The 25,394-nt window shown below is 33.5% G+C and carries 22 protein-coding genes; 13 read left to right on the top strand and 9 right to left on the bottom strand.

Features of this window, described 5'->3' with window-relative positions; translation table 11 throughout:
* Window positions 1-100 precede the first annotated feature (100 nt).
* Window positions 101-571: an Lrp/AsnC ligand binding domain-containing protein gene (locus QMA06_RS03960; protein ID WP_290205554.1), complete on the top strand. Its 471-nt coding sequence runs from the start codon at window positions 101-103 to the stop codon at window positions 569-571.
* On the opposite strand, the gene QMA06_RS03955 is transcribed toward QMA06_RS03960, so the two are convergent.
* The 3 genes from QMA06_RS03955 to QMA06_RS03945 form a co-directional block, all read right to left on the bottom strand.
* Entirely contained in the window at window positions 568-1,605 is a 1,038-nt protein-coding gene (locus QMA06_RS03955; protein WP_290205553.1) for an aldo/keto reductase, read from the bottom strand. The genes QMA06_RS03960 and QMA06_RS03955 overlap by 4 nt on opposite strands.
* A 276-nt stretch (window positions 1,606-1,881) precedes the next feature.
* The gene (locus QMA06_RS03950) at window positions 1,882-2,841 is read right to left on the bottom strand and encodes an OmpA family protein (protein ID WP_290205552.1); all 960 of its coding nucleotides are present in this window, start codon (window positions 2,839-2,841) and stop codon (window positions 1,882-1,884) included.
* 129 nt (window positions 2,842-2,970) lie between these two features.
* Window positions 2,971-3,732 carry an exodeoxyribonuclease III gene (locus QMA06_RS03945; protein WP_290205551.1) on the bottom strand — a complete coding sequence of 254 codons (762 nt, stop codon included), beginning with the start codon at window positions 3,730-3,732 and terminating at the stop codon, window positions 2,971-2,973.
* 134 nt (window positions 3,733-3,866) lie between these two features.
* On the opposite strand from QMA06_RS03945, the gene QMA06_RS03940 reads away from it, so the two are divergent.
* Together QMA06_RS03940 and QMA06_RS03935 are read left to right on the top strand one after the other, a co-directional pair.
* On the top strand, window positions 3,867-7,319 hold the full coding sequence (locus tag QMA06_RS03940; protein ID WP_290205550.1) for a hypothetical protein: 3,453 nt from the start codon (window positions 3,867-3,869) through the stop codon (window positions 7,317-7,319).
* Window positions 7,320-7,614: 295 nt separating this feature from the next.
* Complete coding sequence (locus tag QMA06_RS03935) at window positions 7,615-8,649, top strand: flavin-containing monooxygenase (protein ID WP_290205549.1); 1,035 nt, start codon at window positions 7,615-7,617, stop codon at window positions 8,647-8,649.
* Window positions 8,650-8,814: 165 nt separating this feature from the next.
* Here QMA06_RS03935 and QMA06_RS03930 read toward each other — a convergent pair whose 3' ends face one another.
* Window positions 8,815-10,359, bottom strand: a complete 1,545-nt coding sequence (locus QMA06_RS03930; RefSeq protein ID WP_290205548.1) for a glycine--tRNA ligase — start codon at window positions 10,357-10,359, stop codon at window positions 8,815-8,817.
* A gap of 77 nt (window positions 10,360-10,436) precedes the next feature.
* Complete coding sequence (locus QMA06_RS03925) at window positions 10,437-11,321, bottom strand: hypothetical protein (protein WP_290205547.1); 885 nt, start codon at window positions 11,319-11,321, stop codon at window positions 10,437-10,439.
* 88 nt (window positions 11,322-11,409) lie between these two features.
* Between QMA06_RS03925 and QMA06_RS03920 the strand changes: the two genes are divergently transcribed.
* Entirely contained in the window at window positions 11,410-12,069 is a 660-nt protein-coding gene (locus tag QMA06_RS03920) for a ComF family protein (RefSeq protein WP_290205546.1), read from the top strand.
* Window positions 12,070-12,125: 56 nt separating this feature from the next.
* Window positions 12,126-13,742, top strand: coding sequence for an Ig-like domain-containing protein (locus QMA06_RS03915; protein ID WP_290205545.1), 1,617 nt, complete (start codon window positions 12,126-12,128; stop codon window positions 13,740-13,742).
* Here QMA06_RS03915 and QMA06_RS03910 read toward each other — a convergent pair.
* The 3 genes from QMA06_RS03910 to QMA06_RS03900 form a co-directional block, all read right to left on the bottom strand.
* Window positions 13,726-14,508: an amidohydrolase gene (locus tag QMA06_RS03910; protein ID WP_290205544.1), complete on the bottom strand. Its 783-nt coding sequence runs from the start codon at window positions 14,506-14,508 to the stop codon at window positions 13,726-13,728. The two genes, QMA06_RS03915 and QMA06_RS03910, sit on opposite strands and share 17 nt — an antisense overlap.
* 182 nt (window positions 14,509-14,690) lie before the next feature.
* Window positions 14,691-15,032, bottom strand: coding sequence for a hypothetical protein (locus QMA06_RS03905; RefSeq protein ID WP_290205543.1), 342 nt, complete (start codon window positions 15,030-15,032; stop codon window positions 14,691-14,693).
* A 65-nt stretch (window positions 15,033-15,097) separates the two neighbouring features.
* The gene (locus QMA06_RS03900) at window positions 15,098-16,243 is read right to left on the bottom strand and encodes a methionine aminotransferase (RefSeq protein ID WP_407704292.1); all 1,146 of its coding nucleotides are present in this window, start codon (window positions 16,241-16,243) and stop codon (window positions 15,098-15,100) included.
* Between the two features lie 72 nt (window positions 16,244-16,315).
* Here QMA06_RS03900 and QMA06_RS03895 point away from each other — a divergent pair, with 72 nt between their 5' ends.
* On the top strand, window positions 16,316-18,454 hold the full coding sequence (locus QMA06_RS03895) for a S46 family peptidase (protein WP_290205541.1): 2,139 nt from the start codon (window positions 16,316-16,318) through the stop codon (window positions 18,452-18,454).
* Between the two features lie 451 nt (window positions 18,455-18,905).
* On the opposite strand, the gene ahcY is transcribed toward QMA06_RS03895, so the two are convergent.
* Window positions 18,906-20,222 (bottom strand): adenosylhomocysteinase, encoded by a 1,317-nt coding sequence (ahcY, locus tag QMA06_RS03890; protein WP_290205540.1) that lies wholly within the window; start codon window positions 20,220-20,222, stop codon window positions 18,906-18,908.
* A gap of 130 nt (window positions 20,223-20,352) precedes the next feature.
* Between ahcY and QMA06_RS03885 the strand changes: the two genes are divergently transcribed.
* The 7 genes from QMA06_RS03885 to arfB all read left to right on the top strand — a co-directional run bounded on the left by QMA06_RS03885 (window position 20,353) and on the right by arfB (window position 25,211).
* Window positions 20,353-20,979 (top strand): 4'-phosphopantetheinyl transferase family protein, encoded by a 627-nt coding sequence (locus tag QMA06_RS03885; RefSeq protein ID WP_290205539.1) that lies wholly within the window; start codon window positions 20,353-20,355, stop codon window positions 20,977-20,979.
* The gene (locus tag QMA06_RS03880) at window positions 20,979-21,704 is read left to right on the top strand and encodes a phosphoglycerol geranylgeranyltransferase (protein ID WP_290205538.1); all 726 of its coding nucleotides are present in this window, start codon (window positions 20,979-20,981) and stop codon (window positions 21,702-21,704) included. The genes QMA06_RS03885 and QMA06_RS03880 overlap by 1 nt, the downstream gene beginning before the upstream one ends.
* A gap of 71 nt (window positions 21,705-21,775) precedes the next feature.
* Window positions 21,776-22,036 (top strand): hypothetical protein, encoded by a 261-nt coding sequence (locus QMA06_RS03875; RefSeq protein WP_290205537.1) that lies wholly within the window; start codon window positions 21,776-21,778, stop codon window positions 22,034-22,036.
* 55 nt (window positions 22,037-22,091) lie between these two features.
* Window positions 22,092-22,727 (top strand): nicotinamide riboside transporter PnuC, encoded by a 636-nt coding sequence (gene pnuC, locus QMA06_RS03870; RefSeq protein ID WP_290205536.1) that lies wholly within the window; start codon window positions 22,092-22,094, stop codon window positions 22,725-22,727.
* The gene (locus QMA06_RS03865) at window positions 22,682-23,251 is read left to right on the top strand and encodes an ATP-binding protein (protein ID WP_290205535.1); all 570 of its coding nucleotides are present in this window, start codon (window positions 22,682-22,684) and stop codon (window positions 23,249-23,251) included. Before pnuC ends, QMA06_RS03865 begins: the two co-directional genes overlap by 46 nt.
* On the top strand, window positions 23,248-24,807 hold the full coding sequence (locus QMA06_RS03860) for a DUF4301 family protein (RefSeq protein WP_290205534.1): 1,560 nt from the start codon (window positions 23,248-23,250) through the stop codon (window positions 24,805-24,807). Before QMA06_RS03865 ends, QMA06_RS03860 begins: the two co-directional genes overlap by 4 nt.
* Window positions 24,807-25,211, top strand: coding sequence for an alternative ribosome rescue aminoacyl-tRNA hydrolase ArfB (arfB, locus tag QMA06_RS03855; protein ID WP_290205533.1), 405 nt, complete (start codon window positions 24,807-24,809; stop codon window positions 25,209-25,211). The genes QMA06_RS03860 and arfB overlap by 1 nt, the downstream gene beginning before the upstream one ends.
* Window positions 25,212-25,394 lie beyond the last annotated feature (183 nt).

The following is a 25,394-nucleotide window of genomic DNA, read 5'->3' as shown; positions in this document are numbered from 1 at the left end:
AGAGACCAGTTAGTTGAAAAAATTAAGAACCTGCATTAATTATTGTTACAATATGAAACTGTTTTATTATTTTTAATTTTCAAACTAAAGTTAGATTCTAATGAAAATTAACGACAAAGGCATTTATATCGACGGTATTGATAAAAAAATTTTACGTGCATTAATGCAAGATGCCAGAACACCAATTCTTGAAATTGCACGAAACGTGGGAATCTCTGGAGCTGCTATTCATCAACGTTTAAAGAAATTAGAAAAATCTGGCCTCTTAGCTGGTTCAAAATTTATTATTAATCCTAAAGCTCTAGGTTACTCTACTATGGCTTTTGTGGGTGTCTATTTAGATAAAGCCATTAGTAACCCTGAAGCTGTAAAACAATTACAAAAAATTCCTGAAGTTATTGAATGTCATTATACCACAGGTAACTGGTCTATTTTTATTAAAATATTATCTAAAGATAATGAGCACTTAATGCACGTACTTAATTCTGAAATACAAAGTATAAAAGGAGTTTCTAGAACAGAAACATTTATTTCTTTACAAGAACAGATTAATCGCCAGATTAAAATTTAAGGTGCAGGATTTGGTATCTCTGCATGCACCTCATTTATGGCTTTCATAACATCTTCAGATAAAGAAATATTTATACTATCAATATTTTCTTCTAACTGTTCCATACTTGTGGCGCCGATAATATTACTTGTTAAAAATGGTCTATCATTTACAAATGCTAAGGCCATTTGAGCTAATGACATGTTGTTGTCTTCGGCTATTTTTAAATAACGTTTAGTGGCTTTTGTTGCTTGTTCGCTACTATACCGCGTATATCTCGAAAATTTATTCAGCCTTGAGTTAGCCGTATCTTTCCCCTTAATATATTTTGCAGATAATACACCAAATGCCATTGGCGAATAGGCTAATAACCCCATATTTTCACGATGTGAAACTTCGGCTAAATCTCCCTCAAAAACTCGATTTAGTAGAGAATAAGCATTCTGAATCGTAATCATACGAGGTAAATTATGACTTTTCGATTCCTGCATAAAACGCATGGCTCCCCAAGCTTTTTCATTCGAAATACCAATATGCCTTATTTTTCCAGAGGTTATAAGAGCTTCTAAATTGTGGAGTATTTCATTAAAATTATCTTGCCACTGACTGTTTGTGCTATGGTTATAATCGCGTTCTCCAAAATAATTGGTATCGCGTTCTGGCCAATGCAATTGGTATAAATCAATATAATCGGTTTGAAGACGTTTTAGACTGTTATTTACAGCGTCGTTAAGCGCTTGTTTACTAAACCCATTAGTTCTTATATGCGATGTATAATCTCCGTTACCCGCTATTTTTGAAGTTAAAATAACTTTGTCCCTATTGCCTGATTTGGCAAACCAATTCCCAATAATACGTTCTGTTTCCCCATAAGTTTCTGGTGTGGCAGGCACAGGATAAAGCTCGGCACAATCAAAAAAATTAATACCTTTATCTAAGGCATAATCCATTTGGGCAAAACCTTCATCTTGGGTGTTTTGATTTCCCCATGTCATGGTGCCAAGGCATATTTTGCTGACTTTTATATCTGTATTTGGTAGTGTTGTATATTTCATATTTAGTGCCCTTGAAAAAGGTCCCGAAGCCTCGGGATGTTCTAATTAAACTTTCGTCTCAAGTAATATAGGACTTTTTGGCTGTGTTCACTGAGTCCATCTATTAATGTATAAATATATGAAGACCTCACAGGTTTTTAAAATCTGTAAGGTCTAAAAGTTTGTTAATTACTCATTTCGAAGACGAAGAACCTATCAATCTTAAGAATAGAAAATCTACTATTTAGTAGCTTTCTATACCAAGAAAAAATGCTCAATTCTTAATGAGACAATCAATTATATTTCATTTAACAATTTAGATATCTCATCCAATTTTGGCGTCAAAATTACTTCAATACGTCTATTCTTAGCTTTGCCCTCTGACGTATCGTTTGTTGCTATTGGTGCAAATTCTCCACGACCAGCAGCTGTTAAGTTTTCAGGATTAATAGATGCATTTTCTCTAAGGATATTAACTATAGCGGTGGCGCGCTTTGCCGATAAATCCCAATTGCCACTCAATTGAGCATTACCTTTATAAGGCACGTTATCTGTGTGACCTTCAATTAAAACAGAGATATCTGGATTTTCTGCCAAAACACTACCCAATTGTTTTACCGCTTGTTTTCCTTGTGAGCCAACGTACCAACTTCCAGATTCAAATAACAATTTGTTCTCCATAGAAATATAAACTTTTCCATTGCGCTGTTCTACCGTTAATCCTTTCCCTTCAAAATTAGTTAAGGCTTTAGAAATTGCATCTTTCAATTTATGCATAGCTGCATCTTTACTAGCAATAACATTTTCTAATTCAGCAACACGTTTAGAACGACTTTCCAATTCTTTTTTCAATGTATTTAAGCGTTCACTCTCTGCTGCTAAGGCTTGTTCTTTAGCTTCTAATTGCGCTAAAAGCTCTCTGTTTTTTTGTGAATTTTTAGCGATTGAAGCCGAACTATTTTCTTCTAAAGCTTTATAGGAAGCTTTTAAAGTTTCGAGATTTGATTTTGAAGCGGCATAATCGGCCTGAAGTTTATCGCGTTCAGCAATAGCCTCATCATAGTCTGCCTGAAGCTTATTTAAATCATTATCAAGTTTATTTTTTTCTTTAGATAAGGTTTCTACCTCATCAGATAAATTTCGGTTCTCCTTTTTTAGATCGGTATACTTATCTTCAAGATCGGTATAAATTTTCTTAGATACACAAGAGGTAAATACTGTAAGTGTTAATGCGAAGATTGCGAGTTTTTTTATCATGTTTTAGGTGTTAAGTTATATGTTGTAGGTACTGAACGATGTTCAGCATTCATTGTGAGATTTTTTGATATTGCTTCAAATTTTAATTACGCCTTAGCCTATTTTATATGGACTACTGACTACGGTTTATTAAATTTCAAGTTCCAATAAAATTGGACAATGGTCACTATGAACCGCCTCTGTAAGTATAACGCTTCGTTTTATTTTTTCTTGTAATGGTGCGCTTACCATAGCATAATCTAATCGCCAACCTTTGTTATTAGCTCTAGCATTTGCTCTATAACTCCACCACGAAAATTCCTGACGTTCAGGATGTAAAAACCTAAAACTATCTACAAATCCACTATCAATAAATTCTCCTAACCATTCACGTTCTTCGGGTAAAAACCCTGAAACACCTTTCATTTTTGGATTGTGAATATCGATTTCTTCATGACAAATATTATAATCGCCACAAACCACCAAATTGGGTTTTTCGGTTTGCAATTCATTCAAATAATTATGAATCATATTCATATATTCAAACTTATGCGATAAACGTGCGTCATTAGTTCCAGAAGGTAAATACATGCTCATAATGCTAACTCCATCATAATCCACTCTGATATTTCTTCCTTCAAAATCCATCGATTCTATTCCGGTTCCGAATTCGATATGATTAGGTTCTTGTTTACACAAAATAGCAACTCCACTATAGCCTTTTTTCTGTGCACTAAACCAATAATTGAAGTGGTAACCAGCTTCTGTAAACAAATCTAAATCTAGCTGTTCTTCCATCGCTTTAATTTCTTGCAAACAAATAACATCTGCATTTGTGGCTTTCAACCAATCCACAAAACCTTTTTTTACGGCTGCTCTAATGCCATTTACGTTATAAGAAACTATTTTCATATTGTAATCTATTTTAATTTTTATGTTAAAAGCCCATTATGGGCCTAAATTAAATAATACTGTACTTTTACCCTATAATTTTATACTGCTTTTAACGATAAAATATTTTAAGTTTAAAACAGTTATTACTCTACATGAAGCAATCGTTATTATTTCTAGTATTACTATCGACATTTTTGGGTTTTACCCAAGAGCAGGATAATAATTTCAGGATAAAGACAGTAGCGGCAAAAGATTCTATAATAATTGATTCCATTAGTATAAACCCTTCTCGATTTGTAGTTAAAACGAAAGACAATAAAATCTTGGATTCTACCTTATATTCTATTGATTTTGTTAAAGCCATTTTACGTTTCAAAGAACCCTCTGAAATTGATACTATTAAAATTGAGTATTTACGCTATCCGAAGTTTTTAACCCAAGTGTATAAACAATTAGATGATAATGTTATTGTAAATCGTTCAACGCCGTTTCAACAGTTATACACCTTACAAAATACCAATAGAAAAAATACTTTTACTCCATTTGATGGACTGACGACTTCGGGAAGTATTTCGCGAGGAGTGACCATCGGAAATAATCAAAATTCAGTATTAAATAGCGAACTCGATTTACAAATTTCTGGAAAATTGAGTGATAAAGTAGCGTTGAGAGCTTCTATTCAAGATGCAAATATTCCGTTACAAGAAAGTGGATATTCGCAACGCTTAGATGAGTTTGACCAAGTTTTTATTGAATTGCTCAGTGACGATTGGAATATACGTGCGGGTGATATTGATTTGGAAAACAACAAAAGTTATTTCGCTAATTTCTCAAAACGTGTGCAAGGGTTATTGGTCAATGCTAATTTAAGCGACAAAACTTCAGTGTTCGCTTCTGGCGCTTTGGTCCGCGGTCAGTTTACAAGCACACAATTTACCGCGCAAGAAGGCAACCAAGGACCATACAAATTACGCGGTTCTAATAATGAATTATACGTGCTCATTGTATCTGGTAGCGAAACGGTATATGTGAATAGTGTACCTTTAGAACGTGGTGAAAACAACGATTATATCATTGATTATAATGCTGGCGAAATCATTTTCAATCCTACATTTCCGATTACTTCCGAAATGCGTATTACGGTCGATTACCAATTTAGCGAACGAAATTATTCAAGATTCACTGTTTTTGGTGGAGCCAATTATAACACTGAAATCTTAAAATTAAATGTATCGATATATTCGGAAAGTGATGCGAAAAACCAACCATTACAACAAAATCTTTCAACCGAACAAACAGAAACCTTAGCTGCCGCAGGCGACAACAGGGATTTAATGACAGCACCTTCGGCTTCGCCAGCGACATTTTCTGAAAATAGAATTCTATATCGGAAAGAAATGGTTAACACAGCGGAAATTTTTGTGTATTCCAACAACATAGAAGACGAATTATTCAATGTACGCTTTACACTGGTTGGTGCTAACCAAGGCGATTATGTGTTAACGAATTCTAATGCCATTAATAACATTTATGAATACATTGCACCAATTGCTGGTATTCCTCAGGGAAATTATAATCCTATTATACAACTGGTGGCGCCAGAGCGTTTGCAAATTGCAACAGTGAACGGCCAATACAAACCGAGCGAAAAAACTGATCTCTTTTTTGAAGTGGCTGGAAGTAAAAAAGACGATAATTTATTTTCGAATTTTGAGGATGCTAATAATGATGGTTTCGCTGGCAAATTCACCTTAAAACAAAATCTAATTCAATCGGATAGTCTTTGGAACTTATCAGCACTCGTCGATGCGGATTTTATTCAAAAAGATTTTAGGACGATACAGCGTTTGTACAGAGCGGAATTCAATAGAGATTGGAATTTGGATACTTCAGAAACGAATCAAATCAATATTAATTTAGGAAATCAATTATTAATTACATCAGGTTTACGCTTATCTCATGCCAATAAAGGTGTTGCTACGTACAATTTTGAACATCTCAATTATTCCGAAAATTTCAACGGTAACCGTCATAATATTAATGCCAACTTACATTTGGGAAACTTCAGGATTTTTTCTAATTCTAGTATTTTAAATAATGAAAGCAGCATCAATCGTTCTATTTTTGTTCGGTCTTTTAATCGCGTGGTTTATGGTAAAAATGACAAATGGGCTGGTGTAAAATTTTCAACGGAAGATAATGAACAACGTGTTATTATTACCGATTCCCTAACTCCTTTAAGTCAAAAATTTAAAGCCTACGAAGCTTTTATTGGTGTTGGAGATAGCACCAAAGTTTTTGCCGAAGTCGGTTATATAAAACGTTTTAATGACAGTTTACGAAATAATATCCTAAAACCAGTTAACAGTTCTAACACCTATTATCTAAAATCGCGTTTAATTCAGAATAACAACACAACCCTTCAAGTATATGCTAATTACCGGGATTTAAAGTCCGAAGATAACAATCCCGAAGCGTCTAGAGAAGATGAACAAAGCTTGAATGGCCGCCTAAATTTTAATCAGAAATTATTTAATAACCTCATCGTTTTAAATACCAATTTTGAAACCAATTCAGGTACGTTGGCACAACAAGATTTCACTTATGTTGAAGTGGAAGCTGGGCAAGGTGCTTATACTTGGATTGACTACAATGAGAACGGTATACAAGAGCTGGACGAGTTTGAAATTGCGCAATTTGCGGACCAAGGAAGTTATATAAGAATCTTATTGCCTAATCAGGTTTTTGTACAAACGCATCAAAATAGATTTGGGCAAACCGTGACAATAAATCCACAGCCATGGAATGTTTCTGAAAATAAATCGAAACAATTTTGGTCACATTTTTATGACCAGGCTTCATTTATAGTGGATAGTAAAAAATTTAAAGAAGGGAACTCATTTAATTTAAATCCGTTTGAAGCTTTAAAAGATGATTTGGATATTGAAGATTTCGTGTCTATTAATTATAGTATTCGAAATATATTATTTTTCAACCGAGGAAAACAGCGCTACACCACATCCTACACTTTTTTAACTAATAAGAGTAGAAATTTACTTTCTACAGGTTTGCAACAAAACAAAACAAACAGTCATCAACTTAATTTTAATCATAAATTCAACGTGAATTGGCTGGTAAACTCTTTGGCAAGTTTGGGAAAAGATGACAGTAAAAGCCAGAATTTTTCTAATAGAAATTACACTATCGACAACTACCAGTTTAAACCCAAATTAAGTTATTTGTTTAGCGAAAATGCGCAATTTGATGTGTTCTATCAGTACACCTCCAAAGAAAATACTATTGGAAATCTAGAGACCTTGACACAGAATAATTATGGTTTGTCTTTCACTTATAATAATGCCCAAAAAATAGCACTAACAGGGGAATTTAATTTCTTTCAAAATGAATTTGAAGGCAATGCAAATTCACCTATTGGTTACCAAATGCTCGAAGGTTTACAGCCAGGAAAAAACTTTACATGGAGCTTATTAGCACAGAAAAAGCTGACGAAATATTTAGATTTGAATTTGAATTACTTTGGTCGAAAATCTGAAACTTCGGATGTTATCCATACCGGAACGGTACAGTTAAAGGCTTATTTCTAATTAAATTACATAATTAAAGACGTAAGATCGTACCGAGAGCTATCGCGAATTTTAGAACATAAACTTAATTTTAACGAAATAATTAACCGAAAAATTTCCAATTAAAACTATAATTTATTTGATTGACAACTACTCAAAAAAACAAAGTGTGAATTTAAAGACTTCGTAGAAGTTTGGATATTAAGAAGGTTAAGGACATTGAACTATTTTTAATCGGTCACTCTTAAATAAAAATCAATTTGTGTAAAACCTTTAAAAATGGTATAATGTTAAAAAACATCTACAAAACAGATTAATGAAAGACTTTGTTATCATAGGAGCAGCACAAGCCGGACTATCTATGGCTTATTTTTTACAACAAAAACAGAAAGATTTCTTAATAATTGATAGAGAAGAAGAAATTGGAGCATCGTGGCTTAACCGCTGGAGTTCTTTAAAATTATTCACACCAACCGAGTTCAACCACTTACCAGGCATGTCATTTCCGGCATTAAAAGGACATTATCCTGATAAATATGAAGTGGCCGACTATTTTAAACAATATGTAGAAAGGTTCAAATTTCCTATTCAATTACATACGCTAGCTGAGCGTATTGAAAAGAAAGGAAACGAATTTATCATTAAAACAAATCAACAGATAATTCGATGCAAACAAGTTATCATTGCTACTGGTCCGTTTCATATACCTTATACACCAAAATTTCACACCAATCTTTCGGATCATATTTATCAGGTTCACAGTAATTATTACAAAACGCCAAACCAATTACAAAAAGGCGCAACTTTAGTGGTTGGAGGTGGTGACAGCGGATTTCAGATTTTAGATGAAATTTCTAAGCATACCAATGAAATGACATACTTCTCAGGGAGTACAGATATTAGAACGTTACCACAAGAAATTTTAGGAAAAACCTTATGGTGGTGGTTTACCATCACTGGATTTTTAAGCTTCAGCAAAACTTCGTGGATTGGAAAAAAAATTAATCAATCTAAACAACCCATAATTGGTACAGATGTACAATCTATTATTACACGCTATAATGTTGAAACCGTTGGTCGTACACTCAATGCTGACTCAAATACAATTATAACTGCAACCGAAAAACTTACCGATATTAAAAATATTATCTGGGCAACAGGCTACAAACCAAATTTTGAATGGATAGAAGACATTGTACTTACACATGATGGTTATCCAAAACATCACCGAGGTATTAGTACTACAAAAGGACTTTATTTTATTGGTCTGCCTTGGCTTCATACCCGCGGTTCTGCGACTTTAGGCGGTGTTAAAAAAGATGCAGCTTATTTAGCTAAAGCGATTTTGTAATATTTAGATATCTCAAACTAAGATCCCCTATAAACAACCACACAGACTCCATAAGCATTTAAAATTATAATACAGCGAAAAAGGATCATTTTTAAAAACGAAAAACTCTCAATCTAAAGACTTGAGAGTTTTAATATATAAGATTCTTGTTACAATAGGAATTGGTTACATCTCCATTTTTTGAAGCCAATGTTTTACATCAACCTCAGCTTTTATTATGGCTTTTAAATCTTCAATCTTAACACGTTTCTGCTCCATAGTATCTCTGTGACGTATAGTGACCGAATTATCTTCTAAAGTATCGTGATCTACAGTGATACAAAATGGCGTTCCATTAGCGTCTTGTCTTCTATAACGTCTTCCAACGGTATCTTTTTCTTCGTAAGTTACATTAAAATCCCATTTTAAATCTTCTACAATTTGCTGTGCAATTTCAGGTAAGCCATCTTTTGCCAATAATGGAAATATCGCGGCTTTTACTGGTGCCAAAACTGCTGGTAACTTTAATACGGTACGTGTTTTGCCATCTTCTAAGGCTTCTTCCATTAAAGCATTTGAGAAAACGGCTAAAAACATACGGTCTAAACCAATAGAGGTTTCAAGTACGTAAGGAGTATAACTTTCGTTGTCCTCGTGATCAAAATACTGTAATTTTTTACCTGAAAATGCTTCATGTTGTTTTAGATCGAAATCAGTACGCGAATGAATGCCTTCTAATTCTTTAAATCCGAATGGAAATTTAAATTCAATATCTGTAGCTGCGTCCGCATAATGCGCTAATTTCTCATGATCGTGAAAACGGTAATTTTCTTCACCTAAACCAAGAGATTGGTGCCATTTTAAACGCGTCTCTTTCCAGTATTCAAACCATTTTTTCTGAGTTCCAGGCTTAATGAAAAATTGCATCTCCATTTGTTCAAATTCACGCATTCTAAAAATGAATTGTCGTGCTACAATTTCATTTCTAAAGGCTTTTCCTGTTTGTGCAATTCCAAACGGAATCTTTAAACGCCCTGTTTTTTGAACATTTAAAAAATTAACAAAAATACCTTGAGCAGTTTCTGGTCGTAAATACAAATCCATTGCCGTTTCTGCAGAAGCGCCAAGTTTTGTTCCAAACATTAAATTGAATTGCTTAACATCGGTCCAATTTCTACTTCCCGCAACAGGACATGCAATTTCCAATTCTTCAATCAACGCTTTCACATCAGCTAAATCTTCTTTTTCTAAAGATTGCCCTAAACGTTTTAAAATTGAATCGATTTTTTCTTGGTAACCGACTACACGTCCATTAGTAGAAACAAATTCCTCTTTATTAAAAGCATCTCCAAAGCGTTTTTCGGCTTTTTTAATTTCCTTTTCGATTTTGTTTTCAATTTTAGCGCAGTAATCTTCCACTAAAACATCTGCTCTATAACGTTTTTTAGAATCCTTATTGTCAATTAAAGGGTCACTGAATGCATCTACGTGTCCTGAAGCTTTCCAAGTTGTAGGATGCATAAATATTGCAGCATCAATACCCACAATATTATCATGCATTTGCACCATGGCTTTCCACCAATAGTCCCTAATATTTTTCTTTAATTCTGCCCCATTTTGAGCATAATCGTATACTGCACTTAGTCCATCATAGATTTCACTACTCTGAAACACGTAACCATACTCCTTTGCGTGAGAGATTACTTTTTTAAATTGATCGTCGTTTGCCATAATGCTGCAAAAATAGAAAACCGCTCTGATTAACAGAACGGTTTTTCAAAATTTATCTTGTTAAATCTATACTCAAATTAATTGAGCTTTATACTCGTACTGCCGAGTTTTACGTTTTCGTGAAAAATATTTATAAAATAAAAGCCTTCTGAAAAAGGTTGATCGTCCTCACCCGCTACAATAGCTGAGCAAATTTCCAAATTATTATTGGTATATGTAGCAACTTCTTTCTTACTATAATTTAAAGATGTGTCACCAAAAATTATTTCTCCTTTATCAGAAACCACATTACCTTCTGGACTTAGAATCTGTATAAAAATAGATTTATTTCCTTTTTTAGCTAACGGATTTTCGTTTAAAGTAATGCAAACATCAATCGCATTGGCACGTCTTGCACGATCGGTATAACGTTTTTTTCCCGACTTAAATTTGTACGGTTGTGCTGTTATATTACTCGCCTTTATAATAGCTGCATTATCAATAGATTTATGTAGAGAGTCATTTACTACTTCTAAACTATTAATAGTGTTCGTGTTATTTCTAATGGTATTTAGAGCATAACGTTTTTCTTTCTGTAGTTTTTTATTTGCAGCATCTAGAGAGTCTATGGTACCGAGAAGCACCTGACTTTTAGATTTCAAAATTACAAGCTGCTCTTTATACTTTGTAATTATAGTTAAATCACTATTTAATAATCTTAGCGAGTCTAAAGCAATCTTAGTTTCTTGTTTTGCGTCTTGTAGCTTTGAGGCCATAAGATTATAGTCTTGGCCGAGTTCGTCATAACTTAACAATAGGTCTGACAGTTCGGTCTCTATCAAACCTTTTTCTTGTATTAGGAATTCTTCGTAGGATTCAATGGATTTATATTTATCAAAGCTATATATTCCTAAAACAGATAAAACGATTAGCAAAGAACTTATAATTAATCTATAATTAAATAGCTGAGGGTTAACTATCATTATTTATTTTCTTAATTTAATGCGAAATTAAAGTTAATTATATAGCTATTTTAGTTTATTCGATTAAGTGATGAAAAACTTGTTAAACTTGTTCTTTCCCAAGGTTTGCGAAGCTTGTGATGCTGTTTTAACTGACAATCAGGTTATTCTGTGTACTTCTTGCAGACATCATTTACCAGTGACCGACTTTCATTTTACCGATGCAGAAGACGTAAAAAAGCGTGTTTACGGTCGGGTAAAATTAGAAAATGCCTCCGCTTTATTGCATTTTTCAAAAAAAGGAATTGTACAACAAATACTGCATAATTTAAAATATCGAGGGCATGAAGAGATTGGTACTTTTTTTGGCCAATGGTTGGGCTCAGAATTAGCAACAATAGAAGGTTATAAAATTATTGATACCGTTATTCCTGTCCCCTTATATAAGTCAAAATTGAGAAAACGTGGGTATAATCAAGTCGCTAAATTTGGAAAAGAAATTGCGAGCGCTTTAAATGCATCGTATAACGATACCGTTCTAATAAAAACGAAATCTACAAAAACACAAGTTTTTAAAGGGCGTTTGAAACGTTGGAATGACGATGGGGCCATATTTGATATCTCCGAAAATAAATCTTTAGCAGGAAAACATATTTTATTAGTAGATGATATTATTACCACGGGAGCCACAGTAGAAGCCTGTGCCACTGTTTTACTAAAAATTGATAATATTAAGTTAAGTCTTGTCACCATGGCAATTGCAGATTAAATTTTTCGTTTCTATATAAATTATATTGTTTCTTTGTGCTAAATTATTTTGAATAAATGCGTTTATCTCTATTACAGATTTTAAGTCTAATTTTAATTGCAATTGGCTTAGCTAGTTGCGCCAATCGTGGTACACCAACTGGAGGTGAAAAAGATATTGAAGCTCCAATAATCACGGAATCCGTTCCTGAAAATTATTCTACTAATTTCAAAGGGAAAAATATTAGAATTTATTTTAATGAATATGTTAAAATTAACGACTTAAGAAAACAACTTATTATCTCACCTCCGATGGATACAGACCCTATTGTAACTCCGGCAAGTGGTGCGAGCAAATACATATCTATTACCATTCAAGACACCTTAAAAGATAATACTACATATGCTTTTAACTTTGGGGAGAGCATTGTAGATAATAACGAAGCAAATCCTTACCCCTATTATCGCTATGTATTTTCAACCGGAGATGTCATAGATTCACTCTCTGTAAAAGGGTATATTGAAGACGCATTGTTAAAAGAACCTGATACCTTTGTGTCAGTTATGCTATATGAAGCTGATTCTACATACTCCGATTCTATCGTTTTTAAACAAAAGCCGAGATATATTACCAATACATTAGATAGCGTTACCACGTTTAGCATCGATAATGTTAAAGAAGGCACTTATAAGATAATTGCATTAAAGGATATAAATTCGAATTACACGTTTAATCAGAAAAACGACAAAATAGGTTTCAACGAAGGTTTTATAACTTTGCCTAAAGATACCTCTGTGACTCATAAATTAACTCTTTTTAATGAACAGGTTAATTTTAAAGCCATTAAGCCGACACAAGATGGTGAAACTAGAATTATATTTCCTTATGAAGGGAGTTATGAGAATATGCGCATTAAAATCTTGGCAGACACACCTGACGATTTTAAAACCCGCATTTTAAAGGATGTCAATACAGACACCTTATATTATTGGTATAAACCAAAATTTGAAATTGACACCACATTTTTCGTGGTTACAAACGGACAACAAATCGATACCTTTAAGCATCGTTTTAGAACTATAAAAGGAGATTCATTAAAAATGACCGCTTTAACCAAAGGAACTTTAAGTTATGACGACGAGTTTACTATGGAAGCTAATATACCATTATCAAAAATTGATACTACAAAAATTAAATTGATCGATAAGGATTCCTTAACTGTAACTTATAAAGTTGAATATGATTCTCTTTATAATAGATATAAGTTTGCCATAGATAAGCAAGAAGGTCAGAAATATAAATTTAGGATGCTTCCTGGCACCTTTACAGATTTCTACGACCACACCAATAAAGATACACTGAGTTATGTTGTAAACACAAAAATGAAATCTGAATATGGAAATATTAGGGTTAATCTAAGAAATGCTAAACTTCCATTAATTGTACAGTTAGTGAATGATAAAGGTGTAGTGATGTATGAACGTTATGCCAAAGATACTCCTGTTGTAGATTTTACCAATTTGGAAGCCCGGCAATATAGTTTACGCGCCATTTACGATGCCAATGAAAATAAAATATACGACACTGGAAATTTCTTGTTAGGAATTCAGCCTGAACGCGTGGCTTATTCGCAACCGATTGATCCGGTACGATCGAGTTTTGATTTTGTAATCGATTTTACCTTAACAGATTAAAATTGTCTCTATCATTTAGAAAGTTCAGTTTTTCTCTATATTTTTTAATAATATCCTTTTTTAAGGTAACAATCTCAGTGGCTTCTTCATCTTCATTTAAATGGTCCATTCGCCTGCCCAAAACATCGTAAGCTGCAGAATGACCAGAGTACTCATAATTATTGCCATCTAACCCTACTCTATTAACCCCAATACAAAACGTCATGTTTTCAATGGCTCTTGCTCTAAGAAGTGCATCCCAAGCATCAACCCTAATTTTTGGCCAATTGGATACATAAATTAAAAGGTCATAGTCTTCAACATTTCTGGACCATACTGGAAAACGCAAATCGTAACAAACCAATGGACAAATTTTCCAGCCCTTATAGTTAAATATCACTTTTTCCGTTCCTGCATTATAAACTTTGTGTTCGCCGGCCAAAGTAAACGTATGGCGTTTATCATACTGTGTAATTTTACCTAAAGGCTCAACGCAAACCATGCGATTATAATAGTTGTTATTTTCAGAAATAACAAGACTTCCCATAATGGCCATTTGTTTCTCTTGTGCCTTCTTCTTTAACCAAATAATAGTTTCTCCACTCATGGTTTCAGCTACAGCAGCAGGATTCATCGTAAAGCCAGAGCTAAACATTTCAGGTAAAATAATAAGATCGGCATTTGCAGGAATGGCGTCAATTTTAGCATCTAGCAAACGTCTGTTTTCCTCGGGATTTTCCCAAACCAAATCAGTTTGTATTATGGCAACTTTTAGCGCATCATTCATTCCTTATAATTTTCCTTTTGCTTTCTTTAGTTTCTCAGTCAACTTTTCAAGCTTATCCAACCACTTACTTTCATCCTTTGGAGATAATTTTCCTTTTCTTTTAAGCCTTTCGTATTTCTTTTGATTTTTATCAAGATTACTTTCTGCTTTTTCAAAATTAGATTGTAGCTTTTCCCTCTTTTTTAATTCCTTTTGAGCCTTTTTGAGCTCCTTTTCAGCTTTTTCTGTGCTTTTTGGGCTTTTTTAGATTCTTTTTCAAGTTTAGCGGCAGCTTCCTCTTTTCCTTTACGTTCTTTTTCTTTTCGTTCTAGTTCAATCGCCTTAAGGTTCAAACTTTCCCTAATTAGCACGCCTTCTTTAAAAATCAAGGTTTTTTCTTCTTCAGATAAGCTGTCGGTCACCTCTTTTCCTTCTAAGAAGATTTTTTCCTTTTTAATAATATAGGTCTTTCCGTCTTTCTCCACTTTCTGCGCTAATGAAATTAACGAAAACGCTAAGAATAAAAGTAAAATATAATATTTCATCGTTTTTAGTTTTTATGTTCATTAATTAAGACACAGAAATGTACAAAAAGTAACATCTCAAATACTTAAATTTTACATAAAATTTCCGCAGCTTTAACTAAGGTATCATCCGTTTTTGCAAAGCAAAATCGTAGCGCCTTATCGTCACGTTTATTTTCATTAAAAACTGACAATGGAATTGATGCAATTTTGAAATCTTTAGTTAACCGTTTCGCAAACTCTACATCGTGCTCATCTGTGATGGCAGAAAAATCCAATACCTGAAAATAAGTCCCTTCCGCTGGCTGAAATTTAAATCTAGATTCTGAAATTAAGTTTAAAAACAAATCGCGTTTCCGTTGAAAAAATGTATTCAAACCCAAATAGGTTTCTTCATCTTGCATAAAATCTGCAATCCCTTTTTGCGAAGGATGGTGAACAGAAAACACGTTATACTGATGCACTTTTCTGAATTCATCCATTAAATTTTGAGGCGCACAACAGTAACCAATTTTCCATCCGGTATTATGAAATGTCTTTCCGAAAGAAGCTGTTATAAAACTGCGTTGCTTTAAATCATTATATAAGCACACACTTTGATGTTTGCCTGCGTCAAAAACAAAATGTTCATAAACCTCATCGCTCAACACAACAATTTCCGTATTGTTAGTTAGTTTTTGAAGTTGTAGCATATCATTTTTAGACCATATAGTACCACTAGGATTATGCGGTGTATTAATGATAATCATTTTTGTTTTGCTCGATATTTTCGAAGCCACTTCATCCCAATTCACTTTATACTTTGGGGCAGATAATTGCACGGCTATTGTTTTTCCTCCATTAATCTCAACAGCAGGTTGGTAACAATCATAAGCCGGAGTAAAGACGATCACCTCATCATTAGATCTTATAAATGCAGAAATAACAGTAAAAATGGCCTGCGTTGCTCCTGCAGTAACCGTAATTTCCTTTTCAGGGTGATAATTACTTTTGTATAGCAATTGATATTTATGGGAAATTGCCAAACGCAAATCCAAATTACCAGACATCGGTGCATACTGGTTGTAACCGGTATTCATGGCGTTGGTGACTAAGTCTATTAACTTCTGAGAACTTGGATAATTAGGAAAACCTTGCGATAAGTTTATGGCATCGTATTCCTGGGCCAAATTACTCATTATAGTAAATATTGAAGTGCTTATGTTTGGTAACTTAGATTTCATAAAAAGCATGCTTTATCTGCAAAAACATTAAAGATATAAAACAAGATTTCTATCTTTACAAAAACTAATAATAAATTAAATATGCGATTTTTAAAAATTCTTCTTTTTTTCGTTGCTTTTCAAGTTTCAGCCCAACAAGGGGGCATGTGGATTCCTTCACTTTTAGAGGGAATGAACGAAGACGAAATGCAAAATTTAGGCAGTAAATTAACGGCTAAAGATATCTACGATGTTAATAATTCTAGCTTAAAAGATGCTATTGGTCATTTTAATGGTGGCTGTACTAGTGAAGTGATTTCTGACCAGGGTTTAGTGCTCACTAATCATCATTGTGGTTTTAGTCAAATTCAGTCGCATTCATCTTTAGAAAATGATTACTTAAAGGATGGATTTTGGGCGATGAACTTAGAAGAAGAACTGCCTAACGAAGGTTTGTTTATTGAATTTATTGTGAGTATTCATGATGTTTCAGAAGCAGCTCTAAAAGGAGTAACCGAAACCATGACAGAAACGGAAAAACAGTCTCAAATTTCTAAAAATACAAATTCCGTATTGGAAACTTGGCCAAAAGAAACATGGCAAGATGTAAAAACAAAAGCGTTTTATGAAGGGAATCAATACTTCTTGTTTGTAACCGAGCGTTTTGAAGATATTCGTTTGGTTGGTGCACCACCAACTAGCATCGGGAAATTTGGAAGCGATACTGATAATTGGGTCTTCCCTAGACATACTGGCGATTTTTCATTATTCAGAATTTATGCGGATGCTAATAATCGTCCGGCAAAATATAGTAAGAACAATAAACCTTATAAACCAAAACATCATCTCCCTGTATCTTTAGATGGTGTGGATGAAGGTGATTTTACTATGGTTTTTGGCTTTCCAGGTACTACGAGTGAATATTTACCAGCCGTGGCTATTGAGCATATTACGGAAGATTATAACCCAACAAACATCGCCATTAGAGAAGCGGCTCTAAAAGTTATTGACGAAAAAATGAAAGCAAGCGATGAAGTACGTATAAAATACGCATCCAAACAAGCCCGAATTGCTAATGCTTGGAAAAAATGGATTGGTGAAAATTTAGGTATTGAAAAAAGTAACGCTGTCGAAAAACGAAAAAAATTCGAAACCACCTTCACCAAAGCTTTAAAAGAAAAAGGGCTCGAAGATAAATACGGACATATTCTACCAGAATTTGATAAACTTTATGCGGATTTTGCACCGGTAAATATTAAACGTCGAAACTTTATTGAAGTATTTTTAACGACTAACGAATTAATGCAAATGACTTTTAGAGCTTATCAAGTAGAGCAAGCTTTAATTGCAAACCCCGAAAATCTTAAAAGAGGAAAAGAAGTTTTAACTGGTCAGCTGCAAGGTATTCATAAAAATTATGATGTGGATTTAGACAAAGGTGTGTATCTAAATGTAATGCCTTTATATGGGAAAGAAGTAGATGCTTCAATCTATGATAAAACGGCGTTTACTAATTTAGATTCAGCTTTAAAATTGCTAGAAGGTGATGCTAATGATGTTATTAAAAACCTAAATGACGATGCTGCTTATGCCTATGCAAAACCGATAATTGCTGAATTTTTCAATACTATTAACGCCGAATATAACGAAAAAAATGAACCTATAACTGCGCTACAAACCCAATATATGACGGCTCTTATGGAAGCGTTGCCGAATGAACGTTATTTTCCGGATGCAAATAGTACGCTTCGTGTAACCTACGGACAAGTGAGAGGTTATACACCAAGAGATGCGGTTTATTACAAACCCGTCAGTCATTTAGAAGGTGTTATTGAAAAATATATTCCGGATGATTATGAGTTTGATGTCCCTCAAAAACTTATTGATTTATACGAAACTAAAGATTACGGACAGTATGCCGATAGCGATGGGAAAATGCCTGTTTGCTTTTTAGGAACCAACCATACAACGGGTGGTAACTCTGGGAGTCCTGCGATTGATGCCCACGGAAATTTAGTCGGTTTAAATTTCGATAGAGTTTGGGAAGGTACTATGAGCGATATGAATTACGATCCAGAAATTTGTCGAAATATTATGGTAGATTTACGTTATGTGCTTTTTATTGTCGATAAATTTGCTGGTGCAAAACACTTAATTGATGAAATGACGCTTGTACATCCAAAAAAGGATGATTCAAAATCTAAGAAAAAGAAGAAAAACAAGCGTAAGAAACGTAACTAGATAGCAGTTGTTCGCTGATATACTATAAATGAAATTTATTAGACCTCATAGTTTTTAAACTGTGAGGTTTTTTCTTTTTATAAATTAGCTTCTCGCTACATTTCTCATTCTTCGGAATCACTCGAAGTGACGTAACTGTTCCATACGTAACAGTTCCATATCTGATTAAAGGTTAAATTGTAGTAGAATCGCCAGTTCGGGGAACATTGCTTATTTGCAATTTTGCATCGAGAACCATATTTGAAGTATTGCGATTTATCTGAATTTATTAGCTTATCATTACAATTTGCTCATACCTCGTATTCAATCGAAGTGATGCTTTGGTTGCCTATTAAAGGCAAAAATAAAGAACAAAAAAATCCCAAACATTTTATTCTCAACTTGATTGAGAATCTTGCTTGGGATTTAATTTTGGAATTTCGATTATGAAATTCCATTTTTCTGAGGAATATTAGTAACGGTAATGCTCAGGCTTATAAGGCCCTTCTACCTTCACTCCAATATAATCAGCTTGATATTCTGCTAATTCAGTAAGCTCAACACCAATTTTTTCTAAGTGTAATTTTGCTACTTTTTCATCTAAATGCTTTGGCAACATGTAAACATCATTCTCATACTTGTCACTGTTTTTCCAAAGTTCAATTTGTGCTAACGTTTGGTTTGTAAATGAATTACTCATTACAAAACTTGGATGGCCAGTGGCACAACCTAAGTTGACTAAACGACCTTCAGCAAGAATAATAATATCTTTTCCATCAATGTTGTATTTATCAACTTGTGGCTTAATGGTATCTTTAGTATTCCCATGATTTTTGTTTAACCAATCCATTTGAATCTCATTATCGAAATGACCAATGTTACAAACAATTGTTTTGTCTTTCATTGCTTCAAAATGCTCGGCTCTTACAATATCTTTATTTCCTGTTGTAGTAATTACTATATCAGAATTACCAACAACAGTTTCTAATTTCTTCACTTCAAAACCATCCATAGCCGCTTGTAATGCACAAATAGGATCTATTTCAGTCACTGTTACAATAGACCCTGCACCTTTAAAAGATGCGGCAGTACCTTTACCAACATCACCGTAACCACAAACGGTTACACGCTTTCCTGCTAACATAATATCAGTTGCTCTACGAATCGCATCCACTGCAGATTCTTTACAACCATATTTATTATCGAATTTCGATTTTGTTACAGAATCATTTACGTTAATTGCTGGCATGGTTAAAGTGCCATTTTTAACACGCTCGTATAATCTATGAACTCCTGTTGTTGTTTCTTCAGACAAACCTTTAATACCAGCTGACAATTCTGGGTATTTATCTAAAACCATATTCGTTAAATCGCCACCATCATCCAAAATCATATTTAATGGTTTTCTGTCTTCACCAAAAAATAACGTTTGTTCTATACACCAATCAAATTCTTCTTCGGTTAAGCCTTTCCACGCATAAACTGCAGTTCCTGCATCAGCAATCGCAGCAGCTGCTTGATCTTGAGTAGAAAAAATATTACAAGAACTCCAAGTTACTTCAGCCCCTAAAGCCTGTAAGGTTTCAATTAAAACCGCAGTTTGAATCGTCATGTGTAAACATCCTGCAATACGTGCTCCTTTTAAAGGTTGTTCGTTCTTGTACTCTTCACGTAAACTCATTAGTCCTGGCATCTCTGCTTCGGCCAACTCTATTTCTTTTCTTCCCCAGGCCGCAAGCGACATATCTTTTACCTTATTAGGTACGTAGGCAACTGTTTTTGTACTCATATTATTTTTGTCTTTTTTTAATTATACTTGCCTTTGGGTTTAGCTCTTAATTAGTTAAATTCGCTATCTAAAAAAGGATCAAATCTGCCTAAGGCGATGCAAAGATAATCAATATCATTCAGAATTCTAAATGCCACTATACAAAACCATTAGTGTAAATTCACAAACTACTGTTAAAATCTGGAAGATCGAAGAATCTTACGACGATTTACTTCATCCATTAGATTTAAAACCTGAAAGTTTAAACCGGGTTTTGGGTATGAAAAGCGAATTGCATCAACGCGGATTTTTAAGTGTAAGACATTTATTGCATGAGTTTGGATATACTGATCAAGATTTGTTTTATGACGAGAATGGGAAACCACATCTTAATGACGGTAAACATATATCCATAACACACTCCTTTACGTTTTCTGGTGTTATTATCAGTGATAAAGACGTTGGCATTGATATTGAAAAGCAACGTGAGAAGATAGCTATCATTGCCCACAAATTTGTAGATTACGAAAATAATTACTTAAAATCAACAGACAACGATTACATCAATAGATTAACTGTGATTTGGGGAATTAAAGAATCACTCTATAAACTTTTTGCCGTACCAGGTATGCTATTTAGAGACCATTTTTTGGTGATTCCATTTACCATGAAAGATGAAAACACCGTAGCTTGGATTGATTATAAAAACAAAAAATACAGATACAATACAGCTTTTTTAGAGTTTGAAGGGTTTACTTGCGCGTACGTAATTCCATAATGAGTAATATTTACCAAAATATAATATCGTCAACAACCAAAAACGAAAAGCTTTTAGCTGTTTTAATCGACCCGGATAAAATGGAGTTGAGTAAGGTTTCAAGTTTTATAACAAAGGCCAATCAATCTGTCGCCACACATATTTTTGTTGGTGGTAGTGATGTTGATGAGGGAGTAACCGATATTTTGGTTTCTGAAATCAAAAAACACACCAACTTACCCGTAGTTTTATTTCCAGGCGATGTGATTCAGATTACAGATAAAGCAGACAGTATTTTGTTTTTATCTTTAATTTCTGGGCGAAACCCTGATTATTTAATTAGCAAACATATTGAAGCTGTGCCAAGATTGAAAAATTCTGGTTTAGAAATAATCCCAACGGGTTATTTGTTAATTGAAAACGGAAAAGTAACATCGGTACAACGTGTTAGTGAAACGAAACCGATACCACGAAACCACGTTCAAATTATTTCAGATACAGCGAAAGCAGGCGAATTATTAGGGATGAAACTCATTTATCTCGAAGCTGGTAGTGGGGCAACACATCCTATTGATGCCCATATAATTAGTAAAGTTAAACAAGAACTAAACATTCCACTAATTATTGGAGGAGGTATTAGAAATAAAACAGAAATGGAAGAGGCCTATAAAGCAGGAGCAGATTTGGTGGTTATTGGAACGGCTTTCGAAAAAGGTGAGACGTTTTTTGAGGAGTTAAAAAAATAAGATCCATAATCCCAAAAGGGAAAACGAATTTAATATTAATTTAAAAGATTACCGCTTTTGCGGCAACTGGGATGAAAATATCAATTGAATTACAACTATCGCCATTAAAAAACGATTACGAATCACATATTATCGACTTTATAAAACAACTGCGCGCTTCTGAATTTAAAGTTTTAGAAAACCCATTGAGCACACAGATCTATGGAGATTTTGATAAGGTAATGCCCTTTTTAACACAAGAAATTAAACGAGCATTCACAGGTTTGGATATCGCGGTTTTACAAATGAAATTAGTGAAAACTGACCGCAGTGATTATGAACCACATTTCTAAACAAGCTAATATAATTACAAGAATTTCTTCCTTTTGCGAAGTTTAAGATGGACTTATGAATCAAATTTTTGACTTTTTTCTAGAACCTTACAGAAGTGCAGAAACCATAGATATAGTTCTCGAAATTATTGCCGTTATTTTTGGAGTACTCGGTGTTTGGTATGGCAAGAAAGAAAATATTTTGGTATATCCACTAGGGTTAATAAACACAACAATATTTACATACTTGTGTCTTAAATTTTCACTGTATGGAGATTTTTTCATAAATATTTATTATACGCTCATGAGTATATATGGCTGGTATATGTGGACTACATTAGTGACAGGAAAACAAATTGGCATCACAACATCTACCAAAAAAGATTGGCTAAAAACAATGGTAATCTTTATGTTAACAGCATTATTCATCATTGGGGTCTATTTATATTTTAATCGTTTTGATCGTGCTACTGATTACTTTGACACCGTTACCACTGGAGTTGCCTTTGCCGCAATGTGGTTGATGGCCAATAAAAAAATAGAGCATTGGCTGCTGTGGATTATTGTTAATATAATTTCAATTCCGTTATATTATGTAAAGGGCTTAGGTTTTAGCATGATTCAGTTTATAATATTGCTTATTATTGCAATTCAAGGCTATAAAGAATGGAAGAAGCACTTAAACAACATCCCAGCAACTGCACTAAAATAGTATTATTTGGACCAGAATCTACTGGTAAAACAACATTATCTAGACAGCTAGCAAAGCATTACAATTCTATATGGGTACCAGAATATGCACGCCAATATTTACAAGCTAAATGGGACATTGAACGTAAAATTTGTGAACCTAAAGATTTATTACCTATTGCCATTGGCCAAATGAAACTAGAAAATGAAATGGCGAAAAAAACAGATTCTGTTCTCATCTGTGATACAGATCTGCTCGAAACTAAAGTTTATAGTGAGTCCTATTACTCAGGAACCTGTGACCAGAGTATAGAAACAAGTGCTCTAAAAAATTCTTACGATCTTTATTTTTTAACTTATATTGACACACCTTGGGAAGCTGACGACTTAAGAGACAAACCCGATAAAAGGGAACAGATGTTCAGCGCTTTCCAAAATGCTTTAGTAACCTATAATAAACCTTATGTTTTATTAAAAGGAACCAAAGAAGAACGTTTAAGAATTGCTATAAAACATATTGACAATCTACTAAAAAATAAGTCATGAATTTTACAAAAAACGATATTAAACAGATAGAATCAAAAGATTTAGACTTAGAGACTATTAAAAAACAGATTGGTTTTTTTGAAACAGGTATTCCATTCACCAATATTTCTGAAGCAGCTACAATTAGCAACGGTATTATGGAATTAACTGATGATTCCATAAAAAAATATGTTGAACTATTCGAAAGAGAAAAGGACAATAAATCGTTGTTAAAATTTGTTCCGGCTTCAGGCGCTGCTTCCAGAATGTTTAAATTTTTATTTCAATTTGTTAATCAATATAATCCTCATGAGCAATCACTTAATTCCTATATTAACAAAAACAACTTAAAAGAGTTATCGCTCTTTATGGTTGGCATGGAAAAATTTCCATTTTACAGGCAAGTTTTAGAAGCGCTAAAATCTAAAGGTATCAATTATAAATCTTTACCTACTCAAGAAAAAGTTTGGCATTTTGCAAAAACGATGTTAGACGACAAACAACTGAATTTTGGTAATCAACCCAAAGGATTATTACCGTTTCATGCTTATAAGAAAGATCATATTTCTACTGCTTTTGAAGAACATTTGTACGAAGCAGCCTTGTACGCATCTAGTAACGGAAAGGCTAAATTACATTTTACTATTTCAGAAGTTCACGAAGATAAATTTAAGGCAGAGTTTAAAAAAATAAAACAACACATAGAACAAAATACAAACGTCACTTTTGATATATCTTTTTCTTACCAACAGCAATCAACAGATACGATTGCTGTTACCTTAAATAATGAACCGTTTAGGGAGGCTGATGGTTCAATTTTATTTAGGCCATCTGGACATGGTGCTTTATTAAAGAATTTAAACGAACTCAATGCTGATATTGTTTTTGTTAAAAATATCGACAATGTCGTCGTATATAAATACAAAGAAGATGTTGCTAAATTTAAAAAAGTATTAGCGGGTATCCTTTTAGAATTACAAACCAAAACTTTTGAGTATTTAAAGGATTTAGAGTCCGAATCTATTACAAAAGAAAAATTAACGGCTATTGAGCATTTTATAACCAACAAATTAAGTATTAAAATATCCGATGAGTATAAAAAATATACGGATTTTTATAAAATAGAATATTTACAGCAAAAACTAAACCGCCCAATTCGTATTTGTGGTATGGTGAAAAATGAAGGCGAACCCGGTGGTGGACCATTTTGGGTAAAAGATCATAGATCTAATCAATCACTTCAAATTGTTGAATCTGCGCAAATTAATTTAAATGATTATAGGCAAGAAGAACTACTTAAAAACGCAACACATTTTAATCCTGTAGATTTAGTCTGTGGAATAAAAAATTATGAAGGTGATACTTTTAATTTAGAACACTATGTTGACTACAATGCGGCTTTTATAACACAAAAAACAAAGAATGGTAAAGACTTAAAAGCTTTGGAATTACCGGGGCTTTGGAATGGCAGCATGGCACATTGGACGACCATTTTTGTTGAAGTACCTATAATTACTTTTAACCCTGTTAAGACCGTAAATGATTTACTTAAAGGACCTCATCAAATAAAAGAATAGTGAATACCGAATTATTAAAATCTGAATTATCTTATAAATACGTCCGGAGCTCTGGAAGCGGCGGACAACACGTTAATAAAGTATCATCTAAAGCAGAACTATATTTTAACTTAGAAAACTCGTCAGTTTTTAATATTGACGAAAAACAAAAACTTTCCGAATTTTTCAATAATAGACTTACAAAAGAAGGTCTTTTAATTTTAGCTTCAGATGAAAGTCGAAGTCAGTTCAGAAATAAAGCCTTAGTTACGCGACGATTTTTAGAATTAATAGAAGAAGGTTTAAAAGAAGAAAAACTTAGGATTCTGACAAGAATTCCCAGAAAATCTAAAAAGAAACGTTTAAAAAATAAACGTATTAATGCTGAGAAAAAGGCCAATAGAAAACCACCAACAATAGATTAAATTCTAGTAAAAAAATCAGAATTCGTAATTCGTAATTCTAAAATCTATTATATATTTGCCGCGTTCTCAAAAAAGGGGTGCTTTTTTAGTATTCAGTCCAAAGTTTTTAGTCCACAGTTTTAACTGCATACTGATTACTAAACACTGCTTACCAAAACGGCTGAGATCATACCCATTGAACCT

Source organism: Winogradskyella bathintestinalis (genome assembly GCF_030407435.1).
In the GTDB taxonomy this organism is placed as follows: Bacteria; Bacteroidota; Bacteroidia; order Flavobacteriales; family Flavobacteriaceae; genus Winogradskyella; species Winogradskyella bathintestinalis.
This window is presented reverse-complemented; position numbering and strand designations above follow the sequence as displayed.